22 protein-coding genes are annotated in these 26,608 nt (G+C 69.1%); 15 read left to right on the top strand and 7 right to left on the bottom strand.

All coding sequences use genetic code 11. From position 1 onward, the window contains the following. Window positions 1-106 precede the first annotated feature (106 nt). Window positions 107-274 (top strand): DUF7556 family protein, encoded by a 168-nt coding sequence (locus Hhyl6_RS08790; protein WP_483738833.1) that lies wholly within the window; start codon window positions 107-109, stop codon window positions 272-274. A 13-nt stretch (window positions 275-287) separates the two neighbouring features. On the opposite strand, the gene Hhyl6_RS08785 is transcribed toward Hhyl6_RS08790, so the two are convergent. Beyond that, entirely contained in the window at window positions 288-1,151 is an 864-nt protein-coding gene (locus tag Hhyl6_RS08785; protein WP_483738832.1) for an HFX_2341 family transcriptional regulator domain-containing protein, read from the bottom strand. A gap of 134 nt (window positions 1,152-1,285) precedes the next feature. Between Hhyl6_RS08785 and Hhyl6_RS08780 the strand changes: the two genes are divergently transcribed. Then, window positions 1,286-1,864, top strand: coding sequence for a hypothetical protein (locus tag Hhyl6_RS08780; RefSeq protein WP_483738831.1), 579 nt, complete (start codon window positions 1,286-1,288; stop codon window positions 1,862-1,864). Between the two features lie 6 nt (window positions 1,865-1,870). Here Hhyl6_RS08780 and Hhyl6_RS08775 read toward each other — a convergent pair whose 3' ends face one another. Beyond that, window positions 1,871-5,182 carry an alpha-amylase family glycosyl hydrolase gene (locus Hhyl6_RS08775; RefSeq protein WP_483738830.1) on the bottom strand — a complete coding sequence of 1,104 codons (3,312 nt, stop codon included), beginning with the start codon at window positions 5,180-5,182 and terminating at the stop codon, window positions 1,871-1,873. Between the two features lie 201 nt (window positions 5,183-5,383). On the opposite strand from Hhyl6_RS08775, the gene serA reads away from it, so the two are divergent. From serA to Hhyl6_RS08760, 3 genes are all read left to right on the top strand, one after another. Next, window positions 5,384-6,970, top strand: coding sequence for a phosphoglycerate dehydrogenase (serA, locus tag Hhyl6_RS08770; protein ID WP_483738829.1), 1,587 nt, complete (start codon window positions 5,384-5,386; stop codon window positions 6,968-6,970). Window positions 6,971-7,048: 78 nt separating this feature from the next. Next, window positions 7,049-8,887, top strand: a complete 1,839-nt coding sequence (locus tag Hhyl6_RS08765) for a sensor histidine kinase (RefSeq protein ID WP_483738828.1) — start codon at window positions 7,049-7,051, stop codon at window positions 8,885-8,887. 22 nt (window positions 8,888-8,909) lie between these two features. Beyond that, on the top strand, window positions 8,910-10,808 hold the full coding sequence (locus Hhyl6_RS08760) for a PAS domain-containing sensor histidine kinase (RefSeq protein ID WP_483738827.1): 1,899 nt from the start codon (window positions 8,910-8,912) through the stop codon (window positions 10,806-10,808). Here Hhyl6_RS08760 and Hhyl6_RS08755 read toward each other — a convergent pair whose 3' ends face one another. From Hhyl6_RS08755 to Hhyl6_RS08735, 5 genes are all read right to left on the bottom strand, one after another. Next, window positions 10,809-11,015 (bottom strand): hypothetical protein, encoded by a 207-nt coding sequence (locus tag Hhyl6_RS08755; RefSeq protein ID WP_483738826.1) that lies wholly within the window; start codon window positions 11,013-11,015, stop codon window positions 10,809-10,811. A gap of 94 nt (window positions 11,016-11,109) precedes the next feature. After that, the gene (locus tag Hhyl6_RS08750; protein ID WP_483738825.1) at window positions 11,110-14,736 is read right to left on the bottom strand and encodes a DNA polymerase II large subunit; all 3,627 of its coding nucleotides are present in this window, start codon (window positions 14,734-14,736) and stop codon (window positions 11,110-11,112) included. Window position 14,737: 1 nt separating this feature from the next. Next, complete coding sequence (locus Hhyl6_RS08745) at window positions 14,738-15,160, bottom strand: PPC domain-containing DNA-binding protein (RefSeq protein ID WP_483738824.1); 423 nt, start codon at window positions 15,158-15,160, stop codon at window positions 14,738-14,740. 57 nt (window positions 15,161-15,217) lie between these two features. Continuing rightward, window positions 15,218-15,727 (bottom strand): 2'-5' RNA ligase family protein, encoded by a 510-nt coding sequence (locus tag Hhyl6_RS08740; RefSeq protein ID WP_483738823.1) that lies wholly within the window; start codon window positions 15,725-15,727, stop codon window positions 15,218-15,220. 46 nt (window positions 15,728-15,773) lie between these two features. Then, a complete protein-coding gene (locus Hhyl6_RS08735; protein WP_483739689.1) occupies window positions 15,774-15,962 on the bottom strand; it encodes a DUF7554 family protein in 189 nt (62 codons plus the stop codon). 89 nt (window positions 15,963-16,051) lie between these two features. Between Hhyl6_RS08735 and Hhyl6_RS08730 the strand changes: the two genes are divergently transcribed. The 10 genes from Hhyl6_RS08730 (at window position 16,052) to Hhyl6_RS08685 (ending at window position 26,608) form a co-directional block, all read left to right on the top strand. Continuing rightward, the gene (locus tag Hhyl6_RS08730) at window positions 16,052-17,158 is read left to right on the top strand and encodes a DUF7345 domain-containing protein (protein WP_483738822.1); all 1,107 of its coding nucleotides are present in this window, start codon (window positions 16,052-16,054) and stop codon (window positions 17,156-17,158) included. A 149-nt stretch (window positions 17,159-17,307) separates the two neighbouring features. Beyond that, on the top strand, window positions 17,308-18,111 hold the full coding sequence (locus Hhyl6_RS08725; protein WP_483738821.1) for a DUF7096 domain-containing protein: 804 nt from the start codon (window positions 17,308-17,310) through the stop codon (window positions 18,109-18,111). A 353-nt stretch (window positions 18,112-18,464) separates the two neighbouring features. Next, window positions 18,465-19,727, top strand: coding sequence for an argininosuccinate synthase (locus Hhyl6_RS08720; protein ID WP_483738820.1), 1,263 nt, complete (start codon window positions 18,465-18,467; stop codon window positions 19,725-19,727). Window positions 19,728-19,731: 4 nt separating this feature from the next. Further along, a complete protein-coding gene (argH, locus tag Hhyl6_RS08715) occupies window positions 19,732-21,228 on the top strand; it encodes an argininosuccinate lyase (RefSeq protein WP_483738819.1) in 1,497 nt (498 codons plus the stop codon). 165 nt (window positions 21,229-21,393) lie between these two features. Then, entirely contained in the window at window positions 21,394-21,558 is a 165-nt protein-coding gene (gene lysW, locus Hhyl6_RS08710; protein ID WP_483738818.1) for a lysine biosynthesis protein LysW, read from the top strand. Between the two features lie 84 nt (window positions 21,559-21,642). After that, window positions 21,643-22,539: a lysine biosynthesis protein LysX gene (lysX, locus tag Hhyl6_RS08705; protein WP_483738817.1), complete on the top strand. Its 897-nt coding sequence runs from the start codon at window positions 21,643-21,645 to the stop codon at window positions 22,537-22,539. Next, complete coding sequence (gene argC / locus Hhyl6_RS08700; RefSeq protein WP_483738816.1) at window positions 22,536-23,573, top strand: N-acetyl-gamma-glutamyl-phosphate reductase; 1,038 nt, start codon at window positions 22,536-22,538, stop codon at window positions 23,571-23,573. The genes lysX and argC overlap by 4 nt, the downstream gene beginning before the upstream one ends. Before the next feature lie 19 nt (window positions 23,574-23,592). After that, window positions 23,593-24,432, top strand: coding sequence for an acetylglutamate/acetylaminoadipate kinase (locus Hhyl6_RS08695; protein ID WP_483738815.1), 840 nt, complete (start codon window positions 23,593-23,595; stop codon window positions 24,430-24,432). After that, window positions 24,429-25,556 carry an aspartate aminotransferase family protein gene (locus Hhyl6_RS08690; protein ID WP_483738814.1) on the top strand — a complete coding sequence of 376 codons (1,128 nt, stop codon included), beginning with the start codon at window positions 24,429-24,431 and terminating at the stop codon, window positions 25,554-25,556. The genes Hhyl6_RS08695 and Hhyl6_RS08690 overlap by 4 nt, the downstream gene beginning before the upstream one ends. Then, entirely contained in the window at window positions 25,553-26,608 is a 1,056-nt protein-coding gene (locus Hhyl6_RS08685; RefSeq protein WP_483738813.1) for a [LysW]-lysine hydrolase, read from the top strand. The genes Hhyl6_RS08690 and Hhyl6_RS08685 overlap by 4 nt, the downstream gene beginning before the upstream one ends.

Below are 26,608 nucleotides of genomic sequence, written 5' to 3'. Positions count from 1 at the left end.
ACGCGCCTAGCGTTGCTAGATGTTGTCAGACAGGTGGCTGACATTGACAGCCATTCCGTCCGGGGATTCCGCTACGTTTATATGTGGGTGTTACATATTGTCATGCATGGAGCCGGACACGGTTGCCCCAGCGGAGGTTGCTGAGGAAGCGGAGGTTATGGCTTCCGTCGAGGAAGGTACGACTGAAACGTTCATCATCGCGGACGTCTCGACCGACGAGGCGTACATGACACTCCCGCTGGTAGACGCCGCCTCGCTGCCCGAATGGCGGTAACGCGCGGACCGGGTCAGTGCGTCTCGACCCAGAGTCTCCCCATTTTCGACAGGCGCGTCTCGTAGCTCCCGCCGACGTCGTCGCGCCGGAGGAACCCCTTCTCCTCTAACTGCCGGACGTTGTACTGCACCTTGCTCCGGAGGGACTCGTCGGCCGTCTCGCCGCGTCGGTCGGCCAGTTCGCGGGCCAGCGCCGACGTCGACCGTGTCGCGCCCGTCTCGCCGAGGACGCCGAGCAGTTCTCGCTCGAACGCCCGGAGTTCCGCCAGCGGTGCCGGCGGCAGTTCCACGTACCGCTGGCCGTCTATCGCGCGCGCGCCGGTCGTGATGCCGCGCTCCCTGACCGTCTCCAGTAGGGCCTCGATGTCGGCCGCGCGCGCCTCGACGTCGCCGCCCGCCTCCCGGAGGAAGGACAGTTCCGACTCCAGTTCCCGGAGCATGCTCGTCGTCAGGTACGCCTCCGGCGGAACGTAGTAGACGTGGACGCGGTCCCGGAACTCGGGGCGTTCGTTGACGATGGTGTTGGCCGCCGTCGCGAAGGCGAAGGAGACGGTGCGGGGCATCGAGGAGATGTTTATCCACACCTCGTCGTCGGGGACTCGCTCCCGGACCGCCCGGTAGGCCGTCTTGTAGGCGTTCTCGTAGTCGTGGACGCTCTCGATGAACGCCGTCTCCACGTCGGCGCCGAGCACTCGCTCGAACGTGTACTCCAACCGGTGGAACATCCGCTCTGCGAGGTCGGCGACCTCCCGGTCGTCGCTGTGCCGGCGGGCGCGGTACAGCACCACCGAGTCGGCCGTGAGGTCGCCCTGCGTGATGGGCAAAAACAGTCGCTCGACGTCGATGCCGACCGGGATGAGGTGGACCGTCTCGCTCACTCCCGGACGGTGGGGGCCGCCCCTCAAATCGGTTCCCCATCGTCGCTCGGCACCGGCCTGTGTGCAATATACTTTGCACACTACTGCACGATGGTCCACAAATTTTAACCACTCTCCCACGCGAGAGAGACGCCATGACCACAGACCAAGGATTCGAGCCGCAGTCGGCCGTGATGAACACGGTCAGCGGCCGGGAGTTCAGACCGTTCGACCCGAGGCCGGGGGACGTCTCGCTCTCGGACGTCGCGCACGGCCTCTCGCACATCTGCCGGTGTTCCGGCCAGACGCGGGAGTTCTACAGCGTCGGTCTCCACTCGCTGTACGTGAGCCGTGACCTCCGCGAGCGGGATGCGAGCCCGCGCGTCCAGCTGTACGGCCTGCTCCACGACGCCCCCGAAGCGTACGTCTCGGACCTCGTCTCGCCGGTGAAACAGCACCTCGGCGGCTACCGGGAACTGGAAGCGGGCATCCTCGACGCCGTGTGGGAGGCCTTCTCGCTCCCCGCTCCCTCGACGACCGAGTGGGACGTGGTCCACGAGTCGGACGTGCGGCTCCGCCGGTACGAGATGGAGACGCTCCTCCCGGAAATCGTCGACGGCGAGGTACCGGACCTCGGCTACGACCTGCGAGCGGACGCCGACCGGGACGTGGCCGCGGCGTTCGAGGACCGCGCACAGAGGCTGGTCGCCGAGACGGACGCGACGCTCCCCTGACCGCTCTCAGGTCCCGCTCTCGAAGTCGAGGAGGGGTATCGCCGCCGGTTCGCCGTCGGCGGCCAGCGCCTCCGCCTGCGTGACGCCCTCGGGCGTCAGCACGTCGACGACGTTGGACTGGGACGCGGACTCGCGGCCGCCGAAGTCCCGGACGTCGCGTTCGCGCTCGATACGGGCCACGCCGCCGTCGCCGGTCAACGAGTTCCCCAGCACCAGCGGGACCAGCGCCGTCGCTTCGAGGTCGCCGACCGCGCTTTTCGGCACCGACAGCCAGAGCCCCCGGAGACCGTCGACGGTCTCGACGGACACGTCGTCGGTGACGACCGACCCGTCGGGTCGCTCGACGGCCGTCGTCGTCTCGCTGGCGACGACCCGCCTGTGGTAGGGTGCGGCGAGGGTCGCGTCGACCCCCTCGCGGGCCGCCGTCGTCCCGCCGTCGGCGTCGGGGTCACGGAGGTACAACTGGAGGTGCTGGGGTCGACTGCCGGGGCCGTCCGTCTCCACGGGGCCGCGGAACGCGAACTGGAGGCGGTAGCGCTCCTCGCCCTCGAAGACGGCGAACCGGGTGAGGTCGAGCGCCCCGTCGGGCCACCGCGAGGAGTCGGGGTAGGTGTAGGTGCCCGGTCCGTGGTCGTCGCCGGTCGGGTCCTCCCACGCGGCCGCGAGGTCCGCACCGAGCAGGCGGTTCCCGACGCCGGTCGAGAGCGAGACGAGAGGGAGGGTCGCACCCGCGCCCGAGCGCACCGTCTCCTCGTCGGTCAGGGGGCCGACGAGCAGGTCCGCGACGTTGGACCCTCCGACTCGGGCCACTTCGCCGGGTGCGTCGGGGTCGTAGCCGGCCACGAGCGCGGTCACGCGGAGGGTTTGCGGGTCGTCCGGGAGGTACGCCGTCGGCACGTCGACCCGTATCTCACTGCCGACGACGCGGGCGTCGAGGGTGGCGATTCGGTCGCCCTCGGCCGTCTCCAGGACGGCCGCGTCGGGCGTGCGGACGACGCGGTGCTGTGCGGGTTCGGCCAGCGACGCGTCGATGCCCCGTCCGGTGTCAGTCGTCTCGCCGTCGGCGTCGGGGTCACGGAGGTACAACTGGAGGTGCTGGTCGGCCCCACCCTCCGGCAGGTCGGCGAACGACCAGACGAACTGGTGGGCGTCGTCGCCCTCGTAGACGTCGAGCGACCGGAGGTCCAGCGCCGCGTCGGGAACGGTCTCGGCCGCGGTGGCGTCGCCCGCCGGGTCGCCGAACGTCGCCAGCGGTGCCCCCCGGCCGGAGAGCGCGTCGGCCCGCAGGACGACGGCGGAATCGACGGTGACGGCTCCGTCGTCGCTCCCCACGTCCGCGCCGGCGACGCGGTCGGTCCGGGAGACGGCGGGGTGTTGCTCGACCGAGACGGGGTCCTCGCCGAAGTTCAGGAGGACGTGGACCCGTCGCCCGTCGGCCTCGCGGGCGTACCCGGTCACCCGGTCGTTCCCGGGCGCGACGGAGAGGGGCACCACGTCGGCGTCCGACCGGAGCGCCGGTTCGTCGTGGCGCACGGCGGCCAGATTCCGATAGAACGCCCGCAGGTCCTCGTCGGCACGGTCCCAGTTCATCGTCCCCCGTGGCTCGGTCAGTCCGGTCTCCTGTCCGTAGTACAGCATCGGCGCGCCGGGGAGGGTGAACGTCGCGGCGCCGGCGGCCATCTGCGCCCCTCGACTCGCGCCGGCGAGGTAGCGGTCCGTGTCGTGGTTCTCGACGTAGTTCAGGAGGGCGACGTGGTCGGGGTAGCCGGCGTCGCGGCGCCACTCCCGCACGTCGTGAAGAGCGGCGGCCGGTTCCTCGCCGGCCCCTATCGCTCCGAGCGTCTCGAACAGGCCCTCGCCGTAGTGGAGACCGAACTCGTCCTCGGCGAAGTCGGCGTAGTCGTCCTGCCACGGGACGCACTCGCCAAGCAGGAGAAAGTCGGGGTGCGCCGATTTGATGCGGTCGCGGAACTCCTTCCAGAAGCTGTGTGGAACCCCCCACGCCACGTCACAGCGGAAGCCGTCGACCACCTCGGCCCACTCCTCGGCGACGGCCAGCACCCACGACCGGACGGCCGGTTCGTCGAAGTCGAGGATGGGGATGCCCCGCCACCCGAAGTAGTACTGGGCCTCGTCGCCCTCCCAGCGGTACCACTTCCGGAAGGGAGCGTCTTCTCCGGCCGCCGCGGACTGGAAGTAGGGGTGTTCGCGGGCGGTGTGGTTCACCACGAGGTCGAATATCACCTTGACGTCTCGCTCGTGGCACGCGTCGACGAACGACTCGAAGGACTCGCGGGACCCCAGCGCGTCGGCCGTCTCGAAGTAGTCGACGACGTCGTAGCCGTGGGGGCCACCGGGTTGGGTCTCGTCGCGGTGGCTGTGGGCGTCGAGTATCGGCGTCAGCCACACCGCGTCGGCACCCATCGACTCGAGGTAGTCGACCTTCGATTCGAGGAACTGGAAGTCGACGTCGGCACCGAACCGCCGGACGAATATCTCGTAGACGACGGCGTCCTCGGCCCACGCCGGCGGTTCGGTCGGATGACTCACCGTCCCGTCCGGGTCTATCAGGACGGTGTCGGCGACGCTCCGGCCGGTCTGTCCCGCGGCGGCCGCGTGAACGCGGACCGGTCCCGAGAGCGCCGACACCGGGAGGCGGGCCTCGCGCCCCTCGACGGAGAGCGACCCCGAGAACGCGTCTCGGTCCCTGTCGTCGGCCAGAAACTCGACGGCGAGGTCCGCGTCGGTCTCGTCGGTCCCCGCGGGTCCGCGGGCGTCCGCCCGGAGAACCACCTCGTCGCCGTCGGCGTCCCCGGAAAGCGTGAGCGTCGGTCGCGGTTCGCCGGCGGTCCGCCGGGGAAACGCCCGCACCGTGAGCGGATGGGTGCCGTCGGGCGCGTCCAACTCCAGCGTGTAGGCGCCCGGTTCGTCGGGTTCGAACTCGACGGCGGCCCCGTCGCCGACCGTCGCCTCGCTCCCTTCGGGCGCGTCGGCGACCGACCACGCGTAGGAACCCTCGCGGTCGGGGTTCCGCGGCGCGAGGTTGCTCTCGGTGCCGGCGAACTCCGGCGCGCGAATCGTCTCGCCGACGCTCGTGAACACCGGCGGCCCCGGCGCGTGTGGGCCGCGGACGGCGGCCTGCGGGGCGTCGGCGACGCTCGGGGGGTCGTCGGTGGGCGTCCCGCCGTCGGTCGTCTCGCGGGTCTCCGCGGGCGTCGGACCCTCGGCGGGGCCACCGCTCGGACATCCCGCCAGTCCACCCATCGCCGCCGAGAGCAGGAGTCGGCGTCTGCTCAGCTCCGTGCGGTCGCCTGTCATGGCCCGGTGTTGGGGGACTGGTTGAATAAACGTTGAGGTTTTACAACATACATGTAACAGGCGTCGGCTACCGGTCAGGGCGTCCCGACAAGAACGGACGTGTTCGATGCTACAGGTGTTTATAAGCTCGTGGCCCGGCGGCCGCCTCGTCTCCGGGACGAGAAAACAAATGTTATACACGCTGACTCGGTTCCTCTCGATATGAAAGTACTCGTCACGGACCCCATCGCCGACGCCGGCCTCGAACGGCTACGCGAGGCGGGCCACGAGGTGGAGACAGCCTACGACGTCGAGGGCGACGCGCTCCTCGACGCGGTGTCCGACGCGAACGGACTCATCGTGCGGTCCGGCACCGAGGTCACCGAGGAAGTGCTCTCGGCCGCGTCCGAACTCGTCATCGTCGGCCGGGCCGGCATCGGCGTCGACAACATCGACATCGACGCCGCCACCGAACACGGCGTCATCGTCGCCAACGCCCCCGAGGGCAACGTCCGGGCCGCCGCCGAACACAGCGTCGCCATGGCGTTCGCCACCGCGCGCTCCATCCCGCAGGCCCACGACCGCCTGAAGCGCGGCGAGTGGGCGAAGGGCGCCTTCCTCGGCACCGAGGTCAACAACAAGACGCTGGGCGTCGTCGGCTTCGGCCGCGTCGGCCAGGAGGTCGCCAAGCGACTCGGCAGCCTCGGCATGGACATCGTCACGTTCGACCCCTACATCAGCGAGGAACGCGCCAAGCAGTTCGGGGCCGAACTCGTCGACGAACTCGACGAGTGCCTGGAGAAGGCGGACTTCGTCACCATCCACACGCCGCTGACCCCCGAGACGGAGAACATGATCGGCGAGGAGGAACTCGCCCAGCTCGAGGGCGGCTACGTCGTCAACTGCGCCCGCGGCGGCATCGTCGACGAATCCGCCCTCGCGGAGGCCGTCGAGGACGGCGTCCTCAAGGGCGCTGCGCTGGACGTCTTCGGCGAGGAACCGCTCCCGGCGGACTCGCCGCTGCTGGACGTCGAGGACGTCATCGTCACGCCCCACCTCGGGGCGTCGACGGAGGCCGCACAGGAGAACGTCGCCACCTCGACGGCCGACCAGATTATCGCCGCGTTCAACAACGAACCCGTCGCGAACGCGCTGAACGCACCGTCGCTCGACCGGGCGACCTTCGACAAGGTCGAACCGTACCTCGAACTGGCCAGCACGGCCGGCCGCATCGCCGTCCAACTGTTCGACGGCCACATGAGCACGGTGGAGGTCACCTACGCGGGCGACATCGCCGACGAGGACGTCGAGTACGTCACCGCCAGCGCCCTCGAGGGGGTCTTCGCGCCCTCGGACATCCAGGTCAACGCCGTCAACGCCCCGCAGGTCGCCGAGGAACGCGGTATCGACGTCACCGAGTCCAAGACGAGTTCCGCCGAGGACTACCAGAGCCTCATCACCGTCACCGTCTCCGACGGGGCCGAATCCGTCTCGGTCTGTGGGACCCAGTTCGGCGGCGAGGAGTCCCGCATCGTCCGTATCGACGACCACCGCATCGAGGCGGTCCCGCACGGCCACATGCTCGTGGTGCGCAACAAGGACGAACCCGGCACCATCGGCTTCATCGGCACCGTGCTGGGCGAGGCGAACATCAACATCGCGGGGATGTTCAACGGCCGCGAGACCATCGGCGGGGAGGCCCTGTCGGTGTACAACCTCGACGAACCGCCGACGGCCGAGGTGTTCGACCGACTGGCCGAGGACGGCCGCATCATCGAGACCACGTACGTCGCACTCGGCGACGAGTAACGCCCGTTCTCGGGAGTGATTCTCCGGGGGGAACCGTTATCTGGGGGGCTGGTCACAGTCGAGTAACGGAGTGGTGGCATGGGAGTAACTGACAACCGAGCGCGGCGTCTCCTCTTTGCAGAGTCTGGTGACCGACTCGAGGCGGTCCGGACCGTCCTCGTCGGCCACGGGTTCGCCGTCGAGTCCGTCGATAGCCCCGCGTCGCTCGCCGACACCGACACCGGCGGGTTCGACCTCGTCGTGGTGGCTCACGACGAGACGACGACGCCGGAACACGACGGCGTGGCGGGCGTCGAGACCGCGGTGGGGGCCGTCGACTGCCCGGTCGTGCTGTACGCCGTAGGGTTCCCGGGCGCGGACGTCGCCGTCGCCGCCCTCGACGCGGGGGCCGCCGACGCGGTGTACGTCCCGCCCGAACGCGAGTCGCTACTCGTCGAGCGATTTCGCTGTGCGACGGCCGAGGGGACGTCGTTCGACCCGCCCGAACAGTTGCTGGAGGACTTCTTCCAGCACTACCCCGAGGACGTCTACATCAAGGACGACAGTTCCCGCATCGCCGTCGGGAGTCACGAGACGACCCGCCCGCAGGGGTACGACCGCGACCAACTCGTCGGGTTGACGGACTACGAACTGTTCCACCCGGACCTCGCGGACGCCCTGTACGAACAGGAACAGCGCATCCGCGAACAGGACGACCCGCAGGTCGACGTCGTCGAACACTACGTCGAGGACGGCGAGGACCGCTGGGTCTCCTCGACGAAGGTCCCCCGGTACGACGAGGACGGCCGGGTGACCGGCATCGTCGGCGGGACCCGCGACGTGACCCAGTTACGCCGGCGCGAGCAACTGGTCGCGGCGCTCAACGAGTGGAGTCGGGACCTGATGCGCGCCGAGACGACGACGGCCATCTGTCGCCTGACCACGGCCATCGCCGACGACATCGCCGCGCTCCCGTCGGTACAGGTCGTCCTCTACGCCGACGACAACCTCGCCCCGGCCGACGACGGACACCCGGGGCCGACGCTGCTCGACGGCCACGAGCGGTGGTTCTGGCGCGCGTTCGAGACGGGCGACCCACAGTACGTCACGACGGACGCCGACGGTCGAACGAGCAGGACGGACGGGGCCGACCCCGGCGACATCGACGTCGCCGTGTTTCCCCTCGGCGACCACGGCGTCCTCGGCCTCGCCCCCGACGACCCCCTCGACGAGTTCACGCTGGACCTCGCGAACGTCCTCGCGGCCACCGTCGAGGCGTCGCTCGACAGGGCGGAGCGTGAACGCACCCTGCGGGAGCACGAACGCGAGCTAGAGACGCAGAACCAGCGGCTGGAGGCGTTCACCACGATGGTCAGTCACGACCTGCGCAACCCCCTGCAGGTCGCTCTCGGTGCGACGGACATGCTGGACGCGGAGTCCGAACACGTAGAGCGCATCTACACGGCGCTGAACCAGATGGACCGCCTCGTGGACGAACTGCTGACGCTGGCCCGACAGGGCGAAATCGTCGGGAACCGCGTCCCCGTGGAGGTCGCGTCGCTCGCTGGCGCGGCGTGGGGCGCGGTCGACACCGACGAGGCGACGCTGACCCTCGACGACCCCGGCACCGTCGTCGCCGACCGTGACCGCCTCCGGGAACTGTTCGAGAACCTCTTCTGGGTGTTGCTGGACCGGTCGGGGGACGCGCCGACCGTCCGCGTGAGCGCCCTCGGGAGCGGCGGCGTCTGCATCGAACACGCCGACGGGTCGGCGGACGACGGCGACCCCCCGACGCGCTCGCTCGATACGGCCGACTGGACGCAGTACGGTCGATACATCGTCTCGACCATCGCGGAGGCGTACGGGTGGGACGTGACCGCCGCGGAGACCGAGGGCGAACACATCCGCTTCGAGATAACCGGGCTGGAGGGACGATGAGACGCACGCCGGGAGGTCGCCGATGAGTGACGCCGCTCCCTTCGCGGTCACCTGCGTCGACCCCGACGGGCGACTCGCCCGCGTCGTCGCGGCGCTCCGGGCCGCCGACGGCGTGTCGGTCACGGTCGTCGAGGACGTCGCCGAGGTCCCCGAGACGGCGGCGTGCTGTGTCCTGTTGCACGCCCCGGCGACCGACTCGCTCGCTCGGGTGGACGGGTTCGACCAGTTGGAGGCCCTCCGCGAGGCCCGTCCGGACCTGCCGGTGGCCGTCTACGGGCACGACGTCGGGTTGATGACCACGACGACGCGGGCGTTCACCCACCGGACACAGGAGATGGGGGCCGCCGCAATGACGATGGACGCGGGACGCTCGGACCTCGTCGTCAGACGCGTCAAGCAGGTCGCCGGGCGGGAGGCGCACTTCCAGTCCGAACCCGAACTGCTGGACTCGCTGTTGGACTCGTTCCCCCACCAACTGTTCGTCAAGGACGACGTGGGGCGGTTCGCCGAGGCCAGTTCGGTCACGGCCAGCGAGTACGACTTCGACCGGTCGGAACTCGTGGGACTGACCGACTACGAACTCATGCCCCACGCGCTTGCCGACGAGTTGTACGAGGAGGAACAGCGCATCATGGACGCCGGCGAACCGATGCTGAACAAGGTCGAACACTACGTCGACGCCGAGGGGCGGAGCAGGTGGGTCAACACCGCAAAGGCACCCCGATACGACGCCGACGGCGACCCAATCGGCATCGTCGGCAGCACCCGCGACGTCACCGACGAGAAGCGACAGGAGCACATGGTCCGGGCGGTCCACGAGGCCAGCCGTGACCTCGTGCGGGCCGGCGACCGGACCGAAATCGGCGAGGTGACCGTCGCCATCGCGCGGGACATCCCGGCGCTCCCGCGGGTGCAGGTCGCCCTCGTGGACGCCGACGACGGAGCGCTCCGCCCGGTCGACCCCGGGGACGAGCGCCGCGTCTACGACCGCTACGCCGAGTGGTACGACCGGGCCTACGAGCGGGGCGACCCCCTGTTCGTCGTCGACGACGGGGCCGACGCAGTCGCCGACTGGGACGCCGTCGAGCGACCCGCGGCCGCTCTCATCCCGGTGGGCGACCACGGCGTCTTCGGCGTCACGACGGGGGAGGGGAGCGTCGACGAGTTCACGCTGGACCTCGTGAACATCCTCGCGGCCAACGTCGAGGCGGCGCTGGACCGGGCCGAGCGCGAACGCGAACTCGAACGGCAGAACGAACGGTTGGAGGAGTTCGCGAGCATCGTGAGCCACGACCTGCGCAACCCCCTCAGCGTCGCCAACGCCTACCTCGACATCGCGAAGGACGACCCGCAGGTGGCGTACCTGGAGAAGGTGGACGACGCGCTGGACCGGATGGCCCAGTTGACCGACGAACTGCTGACCCTCGCGAAGAAGGGCCAGACCGTCGGGGAGACGACGGCCGTCGAGTTGGGCGGTGCGGTCGAGACCGCGCTGGAGTCAGTCGGTGACGGGTGCCTGACCGTTCGAACCGAGTCGCTGGGCACCGTCGAGGCCGACGACAGCAGACTGGTCGAACTGCTGGAGAACCTGCTCCGGAACGCCGTCGAGCACTGCACCGCGACCGCGCGGACGCAGGGCGACGACGCCGCGGCGGGGTCCGCGGGTGCGGACGGCGTGACCGTCACCGTCGGGATGCTCCCCGACGGCGAGGGGTTCTACGTGGCCGACGACGGGCCCGGCATCCCGGCGGCGGACCGCGAGAGGGTGTTCGAGATGGGCTACACGGACAGCGAGGACGGCACCGGGTACGGCCTCTACATCGTCAAGACGATAGCGGAGGCCCACGGGTGGTCGATGCGGGTCACCGAGAGCGAGACGGGCGGCGCTCGATTCGAGGTCACCGACGTCGCCGTCCGCTGACTACCGCTCGTCGAGCAGTCGCTCGTACCGCTCGACGACCGCCTTCCGGCGCTCTCGCTCGCACTGCAGCGCCGTCTCCAGCGCGGCGATGCGACACTGCAGGACGGCCAGTTCGAACTGGGCGATGCGGGTGGGCGTCCGCCCGGCCGTGGTGGTCTCGACGTCCGCCCCCCTCTCGGGCGTCGCGTGGGTGTGTCGGATGGTCACACGGTAGGGTTGGTCCCCACCGGCAAAAGCACCCATCGGACGACCGCACGACGCGCGTGTGACGGCCGTCAGCGGCCTGCCCACTCAGGCGCGGTCACATGAAATCGGCGATGCCCGACTGCTTGTTGTGGTCGTTCTCGAACACCGACTCGATGGAGCGCTCGAGAATCTTCAGGCGCTGTTTGGTGTAGTCGCGGGCGCCGAACTCGTCGGCGACGCGGATGGCCGTGTCGATGTACTTGTTGACCGACCCCTCGTGGACGGTGAGGTTCACGCGGCCGCCACACTCCCGGCAGTCGCCGCTCAGGGGCATCCGCCGGTAGGACTCCCCGCAGTCCAGACAGCGCACCTCCTGTCTGGAGAAGGCCCGCAGGTTGCCGATGAGGTCCGGCAGGAAGTGGTACTCGATGATGCGCTCGGCCACGTCGGACTCCACGACGGCGCGGAGTTTCCGCGAGATGGACAACTGGGCGTCCATCTTGTCCTCCATCGACCCGAGCGTCTTGTACGCCGAGAGGTCCGGCCCGGCGGCGATGTTCGTCGTGTCGTGGGTGTGCCGGAAGTCGGTGTACTCCCGGTCGGTGCCGAGCGTCTCCTCGGCTATCTTCATGACGTCCTCGACCTCCGCGGGGTCGGTGAGTTCGCGGGTGGCCTCGTAGAACTCCCGCGGGTAGCGGTCCATGATATCCATGTTGTGGGCCTCGTCGTCGATTTCGCTGGGGTCGATGCGCGAGGACATCACCAGCGGTGCGTCCATCTGGCCGCCGCGCTTGTCCGGCAGGTAGGACTTACTGAAGTTGAGCAGGCCGTCCATCAGGAGCATCACACAGTCCTCGTCACCGTCGCAGTTCCGCCGTTTCGCGGCGTGGAAGTACGGGTGGGCGTAGCCGACGGCCGCCGAGGTGAACCCGACGACCCGCCCGACAGTCGCCGCGGAGGTGTGCGGGGCCATCCCGAAGACGAGTTCGCCCACCAAATCCTCGCGGTCGTCGAACTCGTAGTACGGTTCGAGGTCGTAGTACTGCTCCAAGAGGTCGTCGACGAACGCCGCGGTCTTGAGCATGTGTTCGGCCGCGCCGTCCGAGAGGACGATGTCCTGTACCTTCAGTTCGACCAGTTGGTCGGCGCGGGTCAGCGGGTCGCCGTGGATGTCCGTCTCGTAGCCGAGATGGCGCAGGCGGTCGGGTTCCACGTCGAGTTCGGCGGGTCGAACGGCCGTCACCGGCAGGTCGGTCATGTCGTAGCGGACGGTGCCGTCCTTGAACGCCGAGACGTCGTGTTTCGCCCGCAGGACGCCCTTCTCCATCGGCTCGGGCAGTTTCTCCTCGGAGGTGAGTCCCTTGACCGCTTTCAGCGTGTCGAACGCCGTCTCGCGTTCGCCCACGCTCTGGAGGGCGTCCCGGTATATCTCCCGGAGGTCCAGTTCCGCGTACTGGGTCGGCGAGGCCAGCGCCTCACACCGGTCACACTCCGCCCGGCCGGACTCGTCGGGTTCGACCTCCATCTCGCAGTCCGGGCAGACGTACACCGTCTCGGCGACGGCGTCACACTCCGGACAGCGGGCCTCGTGGGTCTCCGTGCCGCAGTCGGGACAGCGCCGCCGGGCCACCTCCACGTCGACGCGGCCCGGCGTCTCGCTCATCGAGTCGGCGTGCTTGGTCGCGTCGGCGACGCTGCGCTGGGACCCGCCGGCCTCGCCGATGGGAAAGAGCGTGTGGACCGCCGGCGACAGGTCCCGGCGCTCTGACTTCTCGGGGCGGCCCATCCGGTTGCCGATGCGGGTGGGAGCGCGCTCCCGTATCTCGAAGGGCGACACCTCGTTGACGGCGAGGACGGCGTTCTGACCGTCGCCGTCGTCCTCGCTCTCCTCGTAGCCGATAGCGTCGACGGCCTCCCCCTCGCCGTAGGTCGTCGCTCGCTCCGAGAGGTCCGAGAGCGCCCAGTCCCGTTCGAGCGACCGGGTGAACCCGAGCGTGCGGACCAGTGGCACCCAGTCGCTGACGACCAGACGCTCTTCCTCCTGGACGTGTTCCACCAGCAACCGTTCGAGGGCGGCCTGTGCGCCGTCGGTCCGCGGGAGGACGAGGTCGCCGTCGGCGGCACTCCCCGGTCCCTCGACGACTGCTCCGTCCGTGTGCGCGACCTGCCCCTCGTCGATGGCGTCGGCCAACGCTCCCATCTGCTCGACGCTCACGTCGTGCCAGAGGTAGGTGTACTTCGGGTGGAGCGGCGCGTCGTACTCGGTGGCCCACTCCAAGGCCTCCTCGGCGCTGGGGTCGGCGCGGTCCACGGTCGGACTGTCACGCATCGCCTGCACGTCCGCGCCCGCGGCCTCGAAGTCCTGCTCCCACCACTCGACGGTGTAGGAGGCCGGGGCCAGCGGGTGGTTGTTCTCGACGAACTCGCCGTAGTTGACCAGATACTCGCCGAGGTCGAGTATCTTCTCGACGCCGTTGCGCACTTCCAGCGCCTCCTCGGCGTCGTCGATGCGCCGGACGTCGCCGTTGGCGAGGCGGACCGTCGGCCCCTCGATGCTGTCGACGGGGACCACGCCCGCCGCCTTCCCGGGCCGTTCGGTCTTTATCTGCGTCCCGGTGGCGAGGAAGTCGTCGACCAGATGCATCGTCGCGGGGTGGACGCCCGCCGTCGCGAACCCGTGGTTGCGCGCCCGGCCGTATCGCAGGCGGAAGCCCCCGGACTTCGAGGGGTGTGAGAACACCGGTCGGCCGGCGATGAGGTCCCGGAGGTACTTCTTCGCGGGTTCGACTCGCGGCGGGCCAGCCTGCTCATCGCTCTCCTCGTCGTCCTCGGCGTCGTCGTCCCCCTCGCCGCCGTCGTCGTCATCCGTGGCGTCGTCGGCGTCGTCGCTCCCCTCGCTCTCCCCGATAGTGCCGTCGATGAGGTCCTGCAACCACGGCCAGTCGACCTCGTCCAGATTTCTGGTGTAGCGCTGAATCTTCGGGGCCTTCAGCGCGATGCCCTCCGCGAGGACGAGACACATCCCGCCGCGGGCGGAGTTCGAGTCCACCCGTTCGAGGTCCCGGTACCCCGAGACCTCCTCGTCGCCGGTGGCCTCGCCGTCCAGCATGATGGGCATGTGCTCGGCGATGAACTTCGTCTCCTTCTCCTTCGGCGAGTACTGGAGGCCGGTGTCCTTGTCGTAGAGGTCTATCTCCTCGGCGTAGCGGCCGATTTCCTCCTCGCGGGCCTTGTACTGGTCGATGCCCAGCAGTGCGCGGGCGTAGTCGGCGACGAGGACGGAGAGGGCCTGTGCGGTCCCGCCCGCCGAGCGGATGGGGCCGGCGTAGTAGACGTTGATGAACTCCGTCCCGTCGTCGTTCTCCAAGAGTTCCACGCGGTCGATGCCCTCGATGGGGGCGGCGACCACGCCCTCGGTCAGCAGGGCGACGGCCGTCCGGACGGCCCCCTCGACTTTCCCCTCGCGGGTGTCGTAGTCCCCGACGGTCCCCTCCACGAAGTCGTCGACGAGTTCGAGGGCGGCCTCCTCGCGGGACATCTGGCCCTCCAACTCGCGGACCCGTTCGGCGACGCCCTCGATGCCGAGGATGTTCTCCACCCGGTCGGCCATGTCCCGCGCGGTCGGAATCTCCACCTCGGGCTTGGGGTCGCCGCCGCGCTCTCGGGCGCGTTTTGCGACGTCCATCGCCGTCTCGAGTTCCGTCTCGAGTGTCTCGAAGTACTGTTCGTCGGCCTCTCGCATCTCAGAGGTCCCAGAGGTCGAGGTCCGTCGGTTCGTCGTGTTCGCGTTCGAGGTGGGTGTCGAACGCGCGGACGTACAGTTCCCCCGCCCAGACGGTGCCGGCGTTCAGGTGGCCGGCGACGGCCTCGCCGTCCGGGCGCGAGAGGACGGCGTGGGTGTGGGCGAACCGCTCCCCATCCAGCCACGAGACGTTGCCCACGCACGCGGCCACCTCCAGCGGTTCGTCGAAGGTGACGGCGTCGTACTCCGTGCGCTCCTGGTCGTAGAACCAGATTTCCGCGTCCTGCACCGCGCCGAGGCCGTAGAAGAAGGCGGCGTCGACGTCCTCGTCGTCGGCGAACGACTCTATCTGTTCTCGCCAGTCGGCGCCGTGGTCCAGTCGGCAGACGAACTCCGAGGCGGTGTCGACCTCCCGATAATCCATACACGAACGGGACGGTAGGCGGCGGCAAAAACGTACCGCCCTGACTCGCGGACGACCTTACGCCGGCAGGGACACCCGGGAGGCGCACTGTCCGCGGTCGGCGTCGTGGAAGACGAGGTCATCGACGGTCCACTCGATAGGGTCTATCGCCCGGTCGACCAGTCGCTCGGCCGCCGCCGGGTCCCCGCCCCGCGCGACGGTGACGTGCGGGACGTAGGCGTCGCCTTCCATCCCCTCGACAGGGTCGAACTCGGCACAGAGACGCTCGTGGAGCGCCCGTAGACCGGGGCTCTCGACGGCGAGGTAGACGACGGGGGAGGGGCCGGTCACGGCCGTCTCGAACTGTTCGACCCCGACGACTCGGACGGTGAAGGGGGCCGTCCCGCGGAGAGCGTCTCGGGCGCGCGCCTCGATGCGGGCGTAGGCGGCGTGGTCGCCGCCCCCCAACCGCTTGGCGACGAGGGTGTGTTCCCCGCGCGGGCGGGGCCGGGCCTGCGGGAGGTCACGGGCGAGGCGACCCGCCAGCGACGTCACCCGCGACGGGAGCGACACGTTCAGGCTGTACACGGTGAGTACGAGTGGTGCGGCCGAGAAAAGCGGCGCGGTCCGGCCGCTACAGGCGGTCGGTCAGGTAGAGGACGATGAGGGCGACGAGCGCGACGCCCAGTAGCGGTTGGAGGGGGCCGAGCAACCACCCGAGGATGTCCAGCACCCCCTCGACTACCTCCAGCCCTATCCAGACGATGACGAGGACGAGCAGTACTTTCAGCAGGGTGTCGACGTCTATCTTCCCGCGGTTCATGCCGCTCGATAGCCGCTCACGGCCCAAACCGATTGTGGCCACCGCTCGGCAACAAACCATATTGCCGACGAACGCAAACTGCCGACAGAATGCGACGAATCGGTTGTCTACTGGTAGCCACATTGTTCGTGACGGCCGCGCTGACGCCGACTGCGGCGGGCGCGGCCTTCGGCGGCCTCTCCCAGCAGTCCGTCGACCCCGACGTGGTCGTCATGACCGCGGACGTACAGGCAGACGGGGACGCCGCGTGGGCCGTCGCCTACCGGATTCGGCTGGACGACGACAACGCCACGCAGGCGTTCGAGGAGTTACAGGCCGACATCAGGGCCAACGAGTCGGCGTACACGGACCGGTTCGGCGACCGGATGGCCCGCACCGCCCGCACCGCCGAGAACGCCACCGGCCGGGAGATGGCCGTCGAGAACGTCACCGTGACGGCGAGACAGGAGACGTTCGGACAGGCCTACGGCGTCGTCACCTACCGGTTCCGCTGGACGAACTTCGCGGCGACGGAGAGCGGTCGCATCGAGGCCGGCGACGCGCTCTCGGGCCTGTTCCTCGACGGCGAGACGTCGCTGACGATAGCGTGGCCGACGGGGTACAGCGCCGAGACGGTCACGCCGCAACCGGACGAGCGCTCGAACACGTCGGCGACGTGGCGGGGCCAACAGCAGTTCGGCACCGACGAGCCACGGGTCGTCCTCGCGCAGTCGGGCGGCGGTGACGGTGGCGGCCTCAGCACCGCCTTCGTCGGTGGGATGGTGCTGGCCGTCCTCGTCGTCGCCGGCGCGGCCTACTGGGGCCGCCGCTCGGGGCTGTTCGGCGACGGCGGTGACGAGGACACCGCGCAGGCGGTGGCCGGAGCGGCCGAGGACGGGGCGAGCCAGCCCTCGAGGAGCGACACCGCGGGCGGGTCCGAGGACAGCGGCCCGGCGGCGGACACGCCGTCAGAGCCCCCCGAAGAACTCCTCAGCAACGAGGAACAGGTGCTGAAGCTCCTCCGCGAGAACGGCGGGCGCATCAAACAGCAGGAGGTGGCGAGTCGACTGGACTGGACCGACGCCAAGACCAGTCAGGTCATCGGCGGCCTCCGGGACGAGGAAGAACTGGAGACGTTCCGCATCGGGCGCGAGAACGTCGTGACGCTCCCCGACAGGGACGTGACGGACGTGGGCGGAAGCGACGACGAGGGGTGACGATTCCCCGTGATAAACGTTCCGACGGTTAACGTCGCTCGTCGACGCAATACGGGTGCAGTCGTGCGGTTTAATTCGGATTAATCGGCGGCGAACCGGGCTGAACGTGTGGGGTTTATACGTGGATAGGGGGCCAACGAGTGGGTACGATGAGACGAGCGACCCCGGTACTCGCGGCCCTGTTGCTCGTGGCGAGCGCACTCGCCGCGGTGCCAGCGGCCACGATGGCACAGGAGACGACGACCAGCGACGAACAGGCGAACGAGAACGCGACCGTCGCCCCCGGCGCGCAGTTCGCGGGCGCGGTCGGCGTGCAGGGCGCGGAACTCGACGGCGAGGTCGAGGCCCGCGCCTACGGCATCCGCGTCGCCGAGGCCAACTCTGAGAACGCTCGGGCGGCCGTCGTCAGCGCGGAGACCGACGACCTGCAGACCCGCCTCGACGAACTCGAACAGCGCAAGGCCGCGCTCGCACAGGCCCGCGAGAACGGGTCGATGAGCGAGGGCGAGTACCGCGCCCGGATGGCTCGCCTCCACGCCGAGACCCGGACGGTCGAGCGGCTCGCGGCCCGGACGAACGAGACGGCGAGCGGCCTCTCCGCCGAGACGCTCGAAGCGAACGGCGTCGACGTCTCGGCCATCCGCGCGCTGGCCGAGCGGAGCGAGGCCCTGACCGGCCCCGAAGTGGCTGAAATCGCCCGCGGCATCGCCGGTGGGGACGCCGGTGAGCGGGTCGGTCCGGCCGAGGACCGCGCGAATCCCGGCGCTCGCGGACAGAACGCGAGCGAGAACGGGACGGCCGGAGACGCCGACGCGACGGTCGAGGCCGAGACGAACGGCACGGCGACGGACGCGACGGTCGACACGACCGTCGAGGTCGAGACCGGCGACCTGCCCGACGGGAACGCGTCATCCACCAACGAGACCGTCCCGTCGCCCGACGGCGAGAACTGACGCCCCGAGACGGGTTCCCGTGGGACTGTCGCACACGCCTTCTCGAACACGGAAAGTATTAGTACGGGACCTACGGTAGACGCAAGTACATGACGCGGACTCTCGTCGCAGACGCGTTCGCCGCCGCCGACGAGCGGTCCGTCCGCTTCTCTCCGCGACGACAGCGTCGGACCCCGTCCGACGAGCAGTCGGCTCGCACGCCGAGCCGACGACGACGACCGGGCCTCTGCTAGGCCCACTACTATCCTCACTCCGTTTCACGGTTCGTTTCGACCCCAAGCACCGCCGGCCGACTGTCCGGCGCGTCAGTCCAAACCGACAGTCACACCACGGAACCCACAGAGCACACAACTATGCCAGAAGGAAACGGAACCGTCGCGCTCGCCTTCTCCGGGGGGCTCGACACGACAGTCTGCGTATCGCTGCTGAAAGAGGAGTACGGCTACGACGAGGTCATCGGCGTCACCGTCGACGTCGGCCAACCCGACTACGAGTTCGAGGAGGCCGAGGAGACGGCCGAGGCGCTCGGCGTCGAGCAGTACGTCGTCGACGCCAAGGAGGAGTTCGCGGACCTCTGTCTCACGGCCGTGAAGGCCAACGCCGACTATCAGGGGTACCCGCTGGGCACGGCGCTCGCGCGCCCGGTCATCGCGAAGGCCATCCTCTCCGTTGCCGAGGAGCAGGGCTGTAACGGCATCGCCCACGGCTGTACCGGCAAAGGGAACGACCAACTCCGCTTCGAGGCCATCTGGCGCGACTCCGACATGGAGGTCATCGCCCCCGTGCGCGAACTCGGCCTGACCCGCGAGTGGGAGAACGAGTACGCCGCCGAGAAGGGCCTGCCCGTCGAGGGCGGGGACGGCGGCCGCTACTCCATCGACACGAACCTCTGGAGCCGTTCCATCGAGGGCTCGGAACTCGAAGACCCCTCGACAATCCCGGAGGACGACATCTACAAGTGGACCGAGAACCCCTCCGGCAAGGACGCCGAACTCGTCGAGATAACGTTCGACGAGGGCGAACCGGTCGCCGTCGACGGCGAGGACCTCGGCGCGGTCGAACTCGTCGAGCAACTCAACGAGCAGGCCGGCGCCCACGGCATCGGCCGCACGGACATGATGGAGGACCGCATGCTCGGCCTGAAGGTCCGCGAGAACTACGAGCACCCCGCGGCGACGGTGCTCCTGACGGCCCACGAGGCGCTGGAGGGCCTCGTCCTCACCCAGGAGGAGCGCGCGTTCAAGGCGCAGGTCGACCAGCAGTGGTCCCAGAAGGCCTACGAGGGCCTCGTCGACGCGCCGCTCGTGAGCGCACTCGAAGCGTTCATCGACGACACGAACGAGCGCGTCACCGGCACCGTCACCGTGAAACTCGAAGGCGGGCACGCCCGTCCGGTCTCCCGCGAGTCGGACTACGCCGTCTACAGCGAGTCCGCGGCCTCCTTCGACGAGGAGGACGTCACCGGCGGCATCACCCAGCAGGACGCCACCGGCGTCGCGAAGTACCACGGCTTCCAGTCCCGCCTCGCCAACGGCATCTTAGAGAACGCGAGGAAGGGAACGGCCGTCCCCGACGGGAGCGGCGAGGACGACCAGGGGGAGGCCTCGGAGGAGTAATCCGATGAGCGACGGGGAGGACCACGCCGACGGCGCAGACGCCGACGACGAGACGGTCGTCCGCCGCGACCGTTTCGCGGGCGGCCCCGCGCGGTCGTTCCTCTCCTCGCTCGCTGACGACGAGCGCATCTTCGCGGCGGACCTCGCCGTCGACCGGGCCCACGTCGTGATGCTCGCCGAACAGGGCATCGTCGAGCGCGAGACGGTCGGAGAGATTCTGGCGGCGCTGGACGACGTGGAGGACGCCGGGCACGCCGAACTGCCGGACGGCGAGGACGTCCACGAGGCCATCGAGAGCGCGGTCATCGACCGCGTCGGCCCCGACGGCGGGAAGATGCACACCGCCCGCTCGCGCAACGACGAGGTGGCCGCATGCATCCGCTACCGCCTGCGCGAGGACGTCCTCGAACTCCTCGAGACGGTCGTCGGCGCCCGCGAGCAGTTGCTCGACGTGGCTCGCGCGGAGCGCGAGACGGTGATGCCCGGCTACACGCACCTCCAGCCGGCACAGCCGACGACGGTGGCTCACTGGGTGCTGTCCTACGAGCAGGCGCTCCAGCGCGACACCGCGCGTCTGCTCGACGCCTACGAGCGCGTCAACCAGAACCCGCTTGGGTCGGCCGCGTTCGCGGGCACGCCGTTCGACGTGGACCGCGAGCGCACCGCGGAACTGCTCGGGTTCGACTCGGTGGCGGAGAACTCGATGGACGCCTCCGCCACCCGGGACTTCCTCGTGGAGGTCACGAGCGCTGTCGCGACGCTGGCGACGACGCTCTCCGGTCTGGCCGAGGACGTCGTCGTGATGGCCAGCAAGGGCCACGTCGAACTCGACGACGACTACGCCTCCACCTCCTCGATAATGCCCCAGAAGAAGAACCCCGACACGCTGGAACTGGTGCGGGGTCGCACCGGCGACGCGACGGCGGGGCTGAACGGCCTGCTGACGAACCTGAAGGGCCAACCCCGCGCGTACAACCGCGACCTGCAACGGGCGGGCCGGCACGCGTGGGACGCCATCGACAGCGTCACCGAGAGCGTCGAAGTCGCCGCGGGCGCGGTGGCGACGGCGGATTGGCCCGCCGAGACGCTGGAGGCGGCGGCCACCGAGGGGTTCGCCACCGCGACGGGCGTCGCCGACCTGTTGGCGATGGCCGGGGTGCCGTTCCGCACGGCCCACGAAGTCGTGGCCGAAGCGGCGGCCGGCCTCGACGCCGACGAGGACGCGCCGGACTACGAAGCCATCTCGGCCGTCGCCGAGGACGTCCTCGGGGACCCCCTCTCCGAGTACGTCGACCGCGAGGCCGTCGAGGGGGCACTGGACCCCACCGAGAGCGTCGCCACGCGCGACTCCCGGGGGGGACCGGCCCCAGAGGCCGTCGCGGACCAACTGTCGGTCGCCGAAGAGGTGCTCGCGGGCCACGCCGAGGCGGTCGAGGCGGCCGCCGACGCCGTCGAGCGGGCACACGACCGCCGTCTCACGGAGGTGGACCGCTATGTGTGACCGACGACCAGCCCCGCGAGGGGTGATTATACCATAAATCTGATACGGGTTTCGGACACGTGCGCTAATTCGCTTCAAGACGCCGTTAGACGGTAGTGTAGCTTACTATTCTATTCTGATAAGTTCGAAGGCTTTAAGTGGGTACGTGCGCGAGACAGAGGTACAATGGCAGACTGCATCGAGTGCGGGGCCGACGTGACCCTGCACGACAACCTCGAAGTCGGAGAGATAGTCGACTGTTCCACCTGCGGTGCCGAACTCGAAGTCGTCGGCACGGACCCCGTCGAGCTCGACAGCGCACCCGAGCTCGAAGAGGACTGGGGTGAGTGAGGTGTTCGCGGTGGCGCGGCGCGTTGCGTCGTGTACGACTGTGACCCGTGACGCCGCGACCCGCGAACACACGGAGGCCACAGCATGAAGGTCGGAATGCTCTACTCGCGCATCCGCCGGGACGAGAAGCTCCTGCTCTCGGAGTTGCGCGACCGTGACCACGAGATAGAGAAGATAGACGTCCGCAAACAGCAGTTCAACATCAGCGAGGCCCCCGAGGCGTTCCAGGACCTCGACATCGTTATCGACCGCTGTCTGGCGACCTCTCGGAGCGTCTACGCGACGAAGTTCGCCGCGGCCTACGACGTGCCGGTCGTCAACGGCCCCGACGTGGCGGAGGTCTGTTCGGACAAGGTCAAGAACAGCCTCGCGTTGGTCGAGGCGGGCGTCCCGACGCCCGACACCGACGTCGCGTTCACGAAGGACGCCGCCTTAGAGTCCATCGAGGACTTCGGCTACCCCTGCGTGCTGAAACCCGTCGTCGGGTCGTGGGGCCGCCTGATGGCCAAGATAGACTCCCGGTCGGCGGCCGAAGCCATCCTCGAACACAAGGAGACGCTCGGCCACTACGAGCACAAGATATTCTACGTCCAGGAGTTCGTCGACAAGCCCGGCCGCGACATCCGCGTGCTGGCCGTCGACGGCGAACCCATCGCGGCGATGGTCCGCTCCTCGGACCACTGGCTCACCAACGCGGCGAAGGGCGCCGAGACGAACACCTTCGAACTGGACGACCGCGCGCTCGAACTGGTCGAGAAGGCCTCCGACGCCGTCGGCGGCGGCTTGCTCGGCATCGACCTGATGGAGGTCGGCGTCGACGAGGAGACCGGCGAGTTCGCGGACTACACGGTCCACGAGGTCAACCACACCGTCGAGTTCAAGGCGCTGAACGAGGTCAGCGACGTCGACGTGCCCGCGAAGGTCGTCGACTGGCTGGAATCGAAGGCAGCGAGCGAGACGGACGCGGAGGTCACCGCATGACGTACTCCGCATCGGTCGTCGGCGGGTCCGGGTTCACCGGCGGCGAACTCCTGCGCCTCCTCGACGGCCACCCCGAGTTCGCACTCGAACAGGCCACGAGCCGGTCGAAGGAGAACAAGACCGTCGGCCACCAGCACCCCAACCTCCGCCACTCGGACCTGCGCTTCTCCTCGCCGGAGGAACTGGAGTCGGTGGACGTGCTGTTCGCCGCGACGCCCCACGGCGTCTCGATGGAGCAGATAGACCAGTTCCAGGACGCCGCCGGGACGGTCGTCGACCTCTCGGCGGACTTCCGTCTGGACACCGAGGAACAGTACGACGAGTGGTACGACGGCCACACGCGCCCCGAACTGCTCGCCGAGTCGGAGTACGCCCTGCCCGAACTCAACCGCGACAACCTCGAAGGCGCGGACCTCGTCGCTTCGGGCGGCTGTAACGCCACGGCGACGATTCTGGGGTTGCTCCCGCTGTTCGAACACGGCGTACTCTCGGGCGACGAGCAAATCGTCGTCGACGTGAAGGTCGGGTCCAGCGAGGGCGGGGCCGGCGGCGGCGAGGCCTCCTCGCATCCCGAGCGTTCGGGCGTCGTCCGCCCCTACGCCCCGACGGGCCACCGTCACGAGGCCGAGATTCAGCAGTTCCTCGGCGTCGACGTCTCCTTCACCGTCCACGCGGTGGACATGGTCCGTGGCGCGAGCGCGACCTGTCACGTCTTCCCCGACGGCCCCGTCTCGAAGGGGGACCTCTGGGGGGCCTACCGCGGCCAGTACGAGGACGAACCGTTCGTCGAGTTGGTCGCCGGCGGTGGCGGCGTCTACCGCTACCCCGAACCGAAGGCCGTCGCGGGGACGAACAAGGCGGAGGTCGGCTTCGAACTCGACCCCGCGAACAAGCGGTTGGTCGTGTTCTCGGCCATCGACAACATGATGAAGGGGTCGGCGGGACAGGCGGTCCACGCCGCCAACGTCGCCCTCGGCATCGAGGAGACGGCGGGACTGGAGTTCCAGGGACTCCACCCCGTCGGCGCACCGTAACTCCTGGAGAGGCTTTTTCATGACTGTAGTAATCAAAGTCGGTGGCGCTCGTGCTGTTGACCCAGCGGGGGCGCTCGCGGATGTGGCATCACTCGTCGAGCAGGGCGAACAGGTCGTCGTGGTTCACGGCGGCTCGACCAAAGTCGACGAGACGCTCGAACGACTCGGCATCGACCCGGAGTACGTCGAGACGCCGAGCGGCGTCGTCGGCCGCTTCACCGACGAGACGACGATGGAAGTGTTCGAGATGGCCTTCGGCCACCTCAACACGCAACTCGTGGCGGGCCTCCAGAGCGAGGGCGTCGACGCCGTCGGTCTGAACGGCGTGGACGGGAAACTGCTCTACGGCCCCCGCAAGTCCGCGGTCCGCGTCGTCGAGGACGGCAAGAAGAAAATAAAGCGCGGGGACCACTCCGGGACCATCAAGCGGGTCAACGGCGACCTGCTGGAGTCGCTGCTTTCAGACGGGTACACGCCTGTTGCGGCCCCGCCTATGGCCGGAGACGACGACGGCGAGGTCGTTCCGGTCAACACCGACGCCGACCGCTCGGCGGCGGCCATCGCCGGCGAACTCGACGCGACGCTCGTCCTGTTGACCGACGTGGAGGGGGTCTACGAGGACCCCGACGACCCCGCGACGCTCATCGAGTCCGTCGAGACGGGCGCGGAGTGGGCGGCGCTGGAAGCCGCCGCCGAGGGGTTCATGGGCCGGAAGATTATGGCCGCCGAGGAGGCGCTCACCGGCGGCGCACCCGAAGTCGTCGTGGCCGACGCGAACGCCGACGAACCGATTCTGTCGGCGCTCGACGGCGAGGGGACACACGTGCAAGCGAGCGCAGTTCAGGAGGCAGACCAATGAGCGGATTCGTCTTCAACGAGAAACCCATCCAGATAGAGCGTGGCGACGGTGCCTACGTCTACGGCGACGACGGCACAGAGTACCTCGACATGGGCGCGTCCTACGCCTGTGTCCCGTTGGGACACGGGCACCCGGCGGTACAGGACGCGGTCACCGAGCAGTTCGAGAAGATAACCTACGTACAGGCCTCCTACCCCAACGCCCAGCGGACGGCCCTGTACGAACTACTGGCCGACACCGCGCCCGACCCAATCGACAAGACGTGGCTCTGTAACTCCGGGACGGAGGCCAACGAGGCGGCGCTGAAGTTCGCGCGCTCGGCGACGGGCAACTCCAAAATCGTCGCGACGATGAAGGGGTTCCACGGCCGCACGATGGGGGCGCTCGCCACCACGTGGAAGGACAAGTACAAGAAGCCCTACGAACCGCTCATCGGCGACGTGGAGTTCGTCCCCTACGACGACGCCGAGGCGCTGGACGAGGCCGTCGACGACGACACCGCCGCGTTCATCGTCGAACCGGTGCAGGGCGAGGGCGGCATCAACCCCGCCTCCGCCGAGTACCTCGAAGCGGCCCGCGAGATAACCGAAGAGACCGGGACCGCCCTCATCTTCGACGAGGTCCAGACCGGGATGGGCCGGACCGGCGCGCTGTGGAACTCCCAGCGAGCGGACGTGACGCCGGACATGATCACGTCGGCGAAGGGGCTGGGCAACGGCTTCCCCGTCGGCGCGACGCTGTGCCGTGACTGGATTGCCGAGAACTACGGCTCTCACGCCTCGACGTTCTCCGGCGGCCCGGTCATCTCCGCCGCCGCGGGAGCGACGGTCACGACGCTCCTCGAGGACGACGTCCCCGCGAACGCCGCGGCGATGGGCGACTACCTCCAGACGGAACTGACCGCGGCCATCGGCGACGAGGTCCGAGACATCCGCGGCGAGGGCCTGATGATAGGCGTCGAAGTCGGCCGCGGCGCGAACAAGGCGCTGAAGCAACTCGCCTTGAACCACGGCATCCTCGCGCTCCCGGCGGGCCGGACCGTCGTGCGACTGCTCCCGCCGCTGACCATCGACGAGGACCACGCCGACGACGTGGTCGAGGCCATGACCGAGGTGATAGGATGAGCGAAGCGGCCGTCGAGGAGGCCGACACCGAGGCCCGCGAACTCCTCGAAGACGTCGTCCGCACCCCTTCGGTCACCCCGAACGAGCGCGAGGCCGCCGAGCGCCTCGTCGACTTCTTCGAGGCCCACGACCGCGAGGTGTGGCTAGACGACGTTGGCAACGTTCGCGCGCCCGCCGACGACGGCGTCCTCCTGACCTCCCACATCGACACCGTGCCGGGCGACATCCCGGTCCGCATCGAGGAGACCGACGAGGGCGACGCGCTGTGGGGCCGCGGCAGCGTCGACGCCAAGGGGCCGCTGTGCTCGATGGCCGTCGCCGCCGTCCGCACCGGGGCGTCCTTCGTCGGTGTCGTCGGCGAGGAGGTCGACTCCCGCGGCGCGCGCTACCTCGTCGAGGACCGCGAGGCCGCGCCCGACGCCGTCGTCAACGGCGAACCCTCGGGTTGGGAGGGCATCACGCTGGGCTACCGCGGGTTGCTCGCCGGCACCTACGTCGCCACCAGCGAGTCCGGCCACTCCTCGCGCCCGGAGAACAACGCCATCCAGGACGCCATCGCGTGGTGGTCGGCCGTCGAGGACGAGTTCGAACCCGACGAGTGGGTGCCGGTCTTCGAGCGGGTCACCTGCAAGCCCGTCGACATCGACGGCGGCATCTCCGAGGACGGCCTCTCCGTCGAGGCGACGATGGACGTGCAGTTGCGCGTCCCGCCGGAGTACACCACCGACGAGATTCGGGAGATAGCCGACGGCTACCTCACCAACGGCACCGTCCACTGGGACGACAAGGTCGAACCCGTGATGCAGAGTCCCCGCACCAGCGTCGCCCGAGCGTTCCGGGCCGCCATCCGACAGCACGGCGGGGACCCCACCCTGCTTCGCAAGACCGGAACCAGCGACATGAACGTCTTCGCCAAGGCGTGGGACTGCCCGATGGCGACCTACGGCCCCGGCGACTCGGACCTGGACCACGCGCCGAACGAACACATCCACCTCGCGGAGTACGACCGCGCGGTCGGCGTCCTCACGGACGTCACCGAACGCCTCCTGTGA

This window comes from Haloarcula sp. H-hyl6, from assembly GCF_056934455.1.
Note: the sequence above shows the minus strand (reverse complement) of the source record. Positions and strands in the feature narration are given on the sequence as shown.

Bases quoted from the DNA above. Each gene is read 5' to 3' on its own strand.
- Hhyl6_RS08790 (WP_483738833.1), top strand. From the start codon at position 107: ATGGAGCCGGACACGGTTGCCCCAGCGGAGGTTGCTGAGGAAGCGGAG.
- Hhyl6_RS08780 (WP_483738831.1), top strand. From the start codon at position 1,286: ATGACCACAGACCAAGGATTCGAGCCGCAGTCGGCCGTGATGAACACG.
- Hhyl6_RS08775 (WP_483738830.1), bottom strand. From the start codon at position 5,182: ATGACAGGCGACCGCACGGAGCTGAGCAGACGCCGACTCCTGCTCTCG.
- serA (WP_483738829.1), top strand. From the start codon at position 5,384: ATGAAAGTACTCGTCACGGACCCCATCGCCGACGCCGGCCTCGAACGG.
- Hhyl6_RS08765 (WP_483738828.1), top strand. From the start codon at position 7,049: ATGGGAGTAACTGACAACCGAGCGCGGCGTCTCCTCTTTGCAGAGTCT.
- Hhyl6_RS08760 (WP_483738827.1), top strand. From the start codon at position 8,910: ATGAGTGACGCCGCTCCCTTCGCGGTCACCTGCGTCGACCCCGACGGG.
- Hhyl6_RS08750 (WP_483738825.1), bottom strand. From the start codon at position 14,736: ATGCGAGAGGCCGACGAACAGTACTTCGAGACACTCGAGACGGAACTC.
- Hhyl6_RS08745 (WP_483738824.1), bottom strand. From the start codon at position 15,160: ATGGATTATCGGGAGGTCGACACCGCCTCGGAGTTCGTCTGCCGACTG.
- Hhyl6_RS08735 (WP_483739689.1), bottom strand. From the start codon at position 15,962: ATGAACCGCGGGAAGATAGACGTCGACACCCTGCTGAAAGTACTGCTC.
- Hhyl6_RS08730 (WP_483738822.1), top strand. From the start codon at position 16,052: ATGCGACGAATCGGTTGTCTACTGGTAGCCACATTGTTCGTGACGGCC.
- Hhyl6_RS08725 (WP_483738821.1), top strand. From the start codon at position 17,308: ATGAGACGAGCGACCCCGGTACTCGCGGCCCTGTTGCTCGTGGCGAGC.
- Hhyl6_RS08720 (WP_483738820.1), top strand. From the start codon at position 18,465: ATGCCAGAAGGAAACGGAACCGTCGCGCTCGCCTTCTCCGGGGGGCTC.
- argH (WP_483738819.1), top strand. From the start codon at position 19,732: ATGAGCGACGGGGAGGACCACGCCGACGGCGCAGACGCCGACGACGAG.
- lysW (WP_483738818.1), top strand. From the start codon at position 21,394: ATGGCAGACTGCATCGAGTGCGGGGCCGACGTGACCCTGCACGACAAC.
- lysX (WP_483738817.1), top strand. From the start codon at position 21,643: ATGAAGGTCGGAATGCTCTACTCGCGCATCCGCCGGGACGAGAAGCTC.
- argC (WP_483738816.1), top strand. From the start codon at position 22,536: ATGACGTACTCCGCATCGGTCGTCGGCGGGTCCGGGTTCACCGGCGGC.
- Hhyl6_RS08695 (WP_483738815.1), top strand. From the start codon at position 23,593: ATGACTGTAGTAATCAAAGTCGGTGGCGCTCGTGCTGTTGACCCAGCG.
- Hhyl6_RS08690 (WP_483738814.1), top strand. From the start codon at position 24,429: ATGAGCGGATTCGTCTTCAACGAGAAACCCATCCAGATAGAGCGTGGC.
- Hhyl6_RS08685 (WP_483738813.1), top strand. From the start codon at position 25,553: ATGAGCGAAGCGGCCGTCGAGGAGGCCGACACCGAGGCCCGCGAACTC.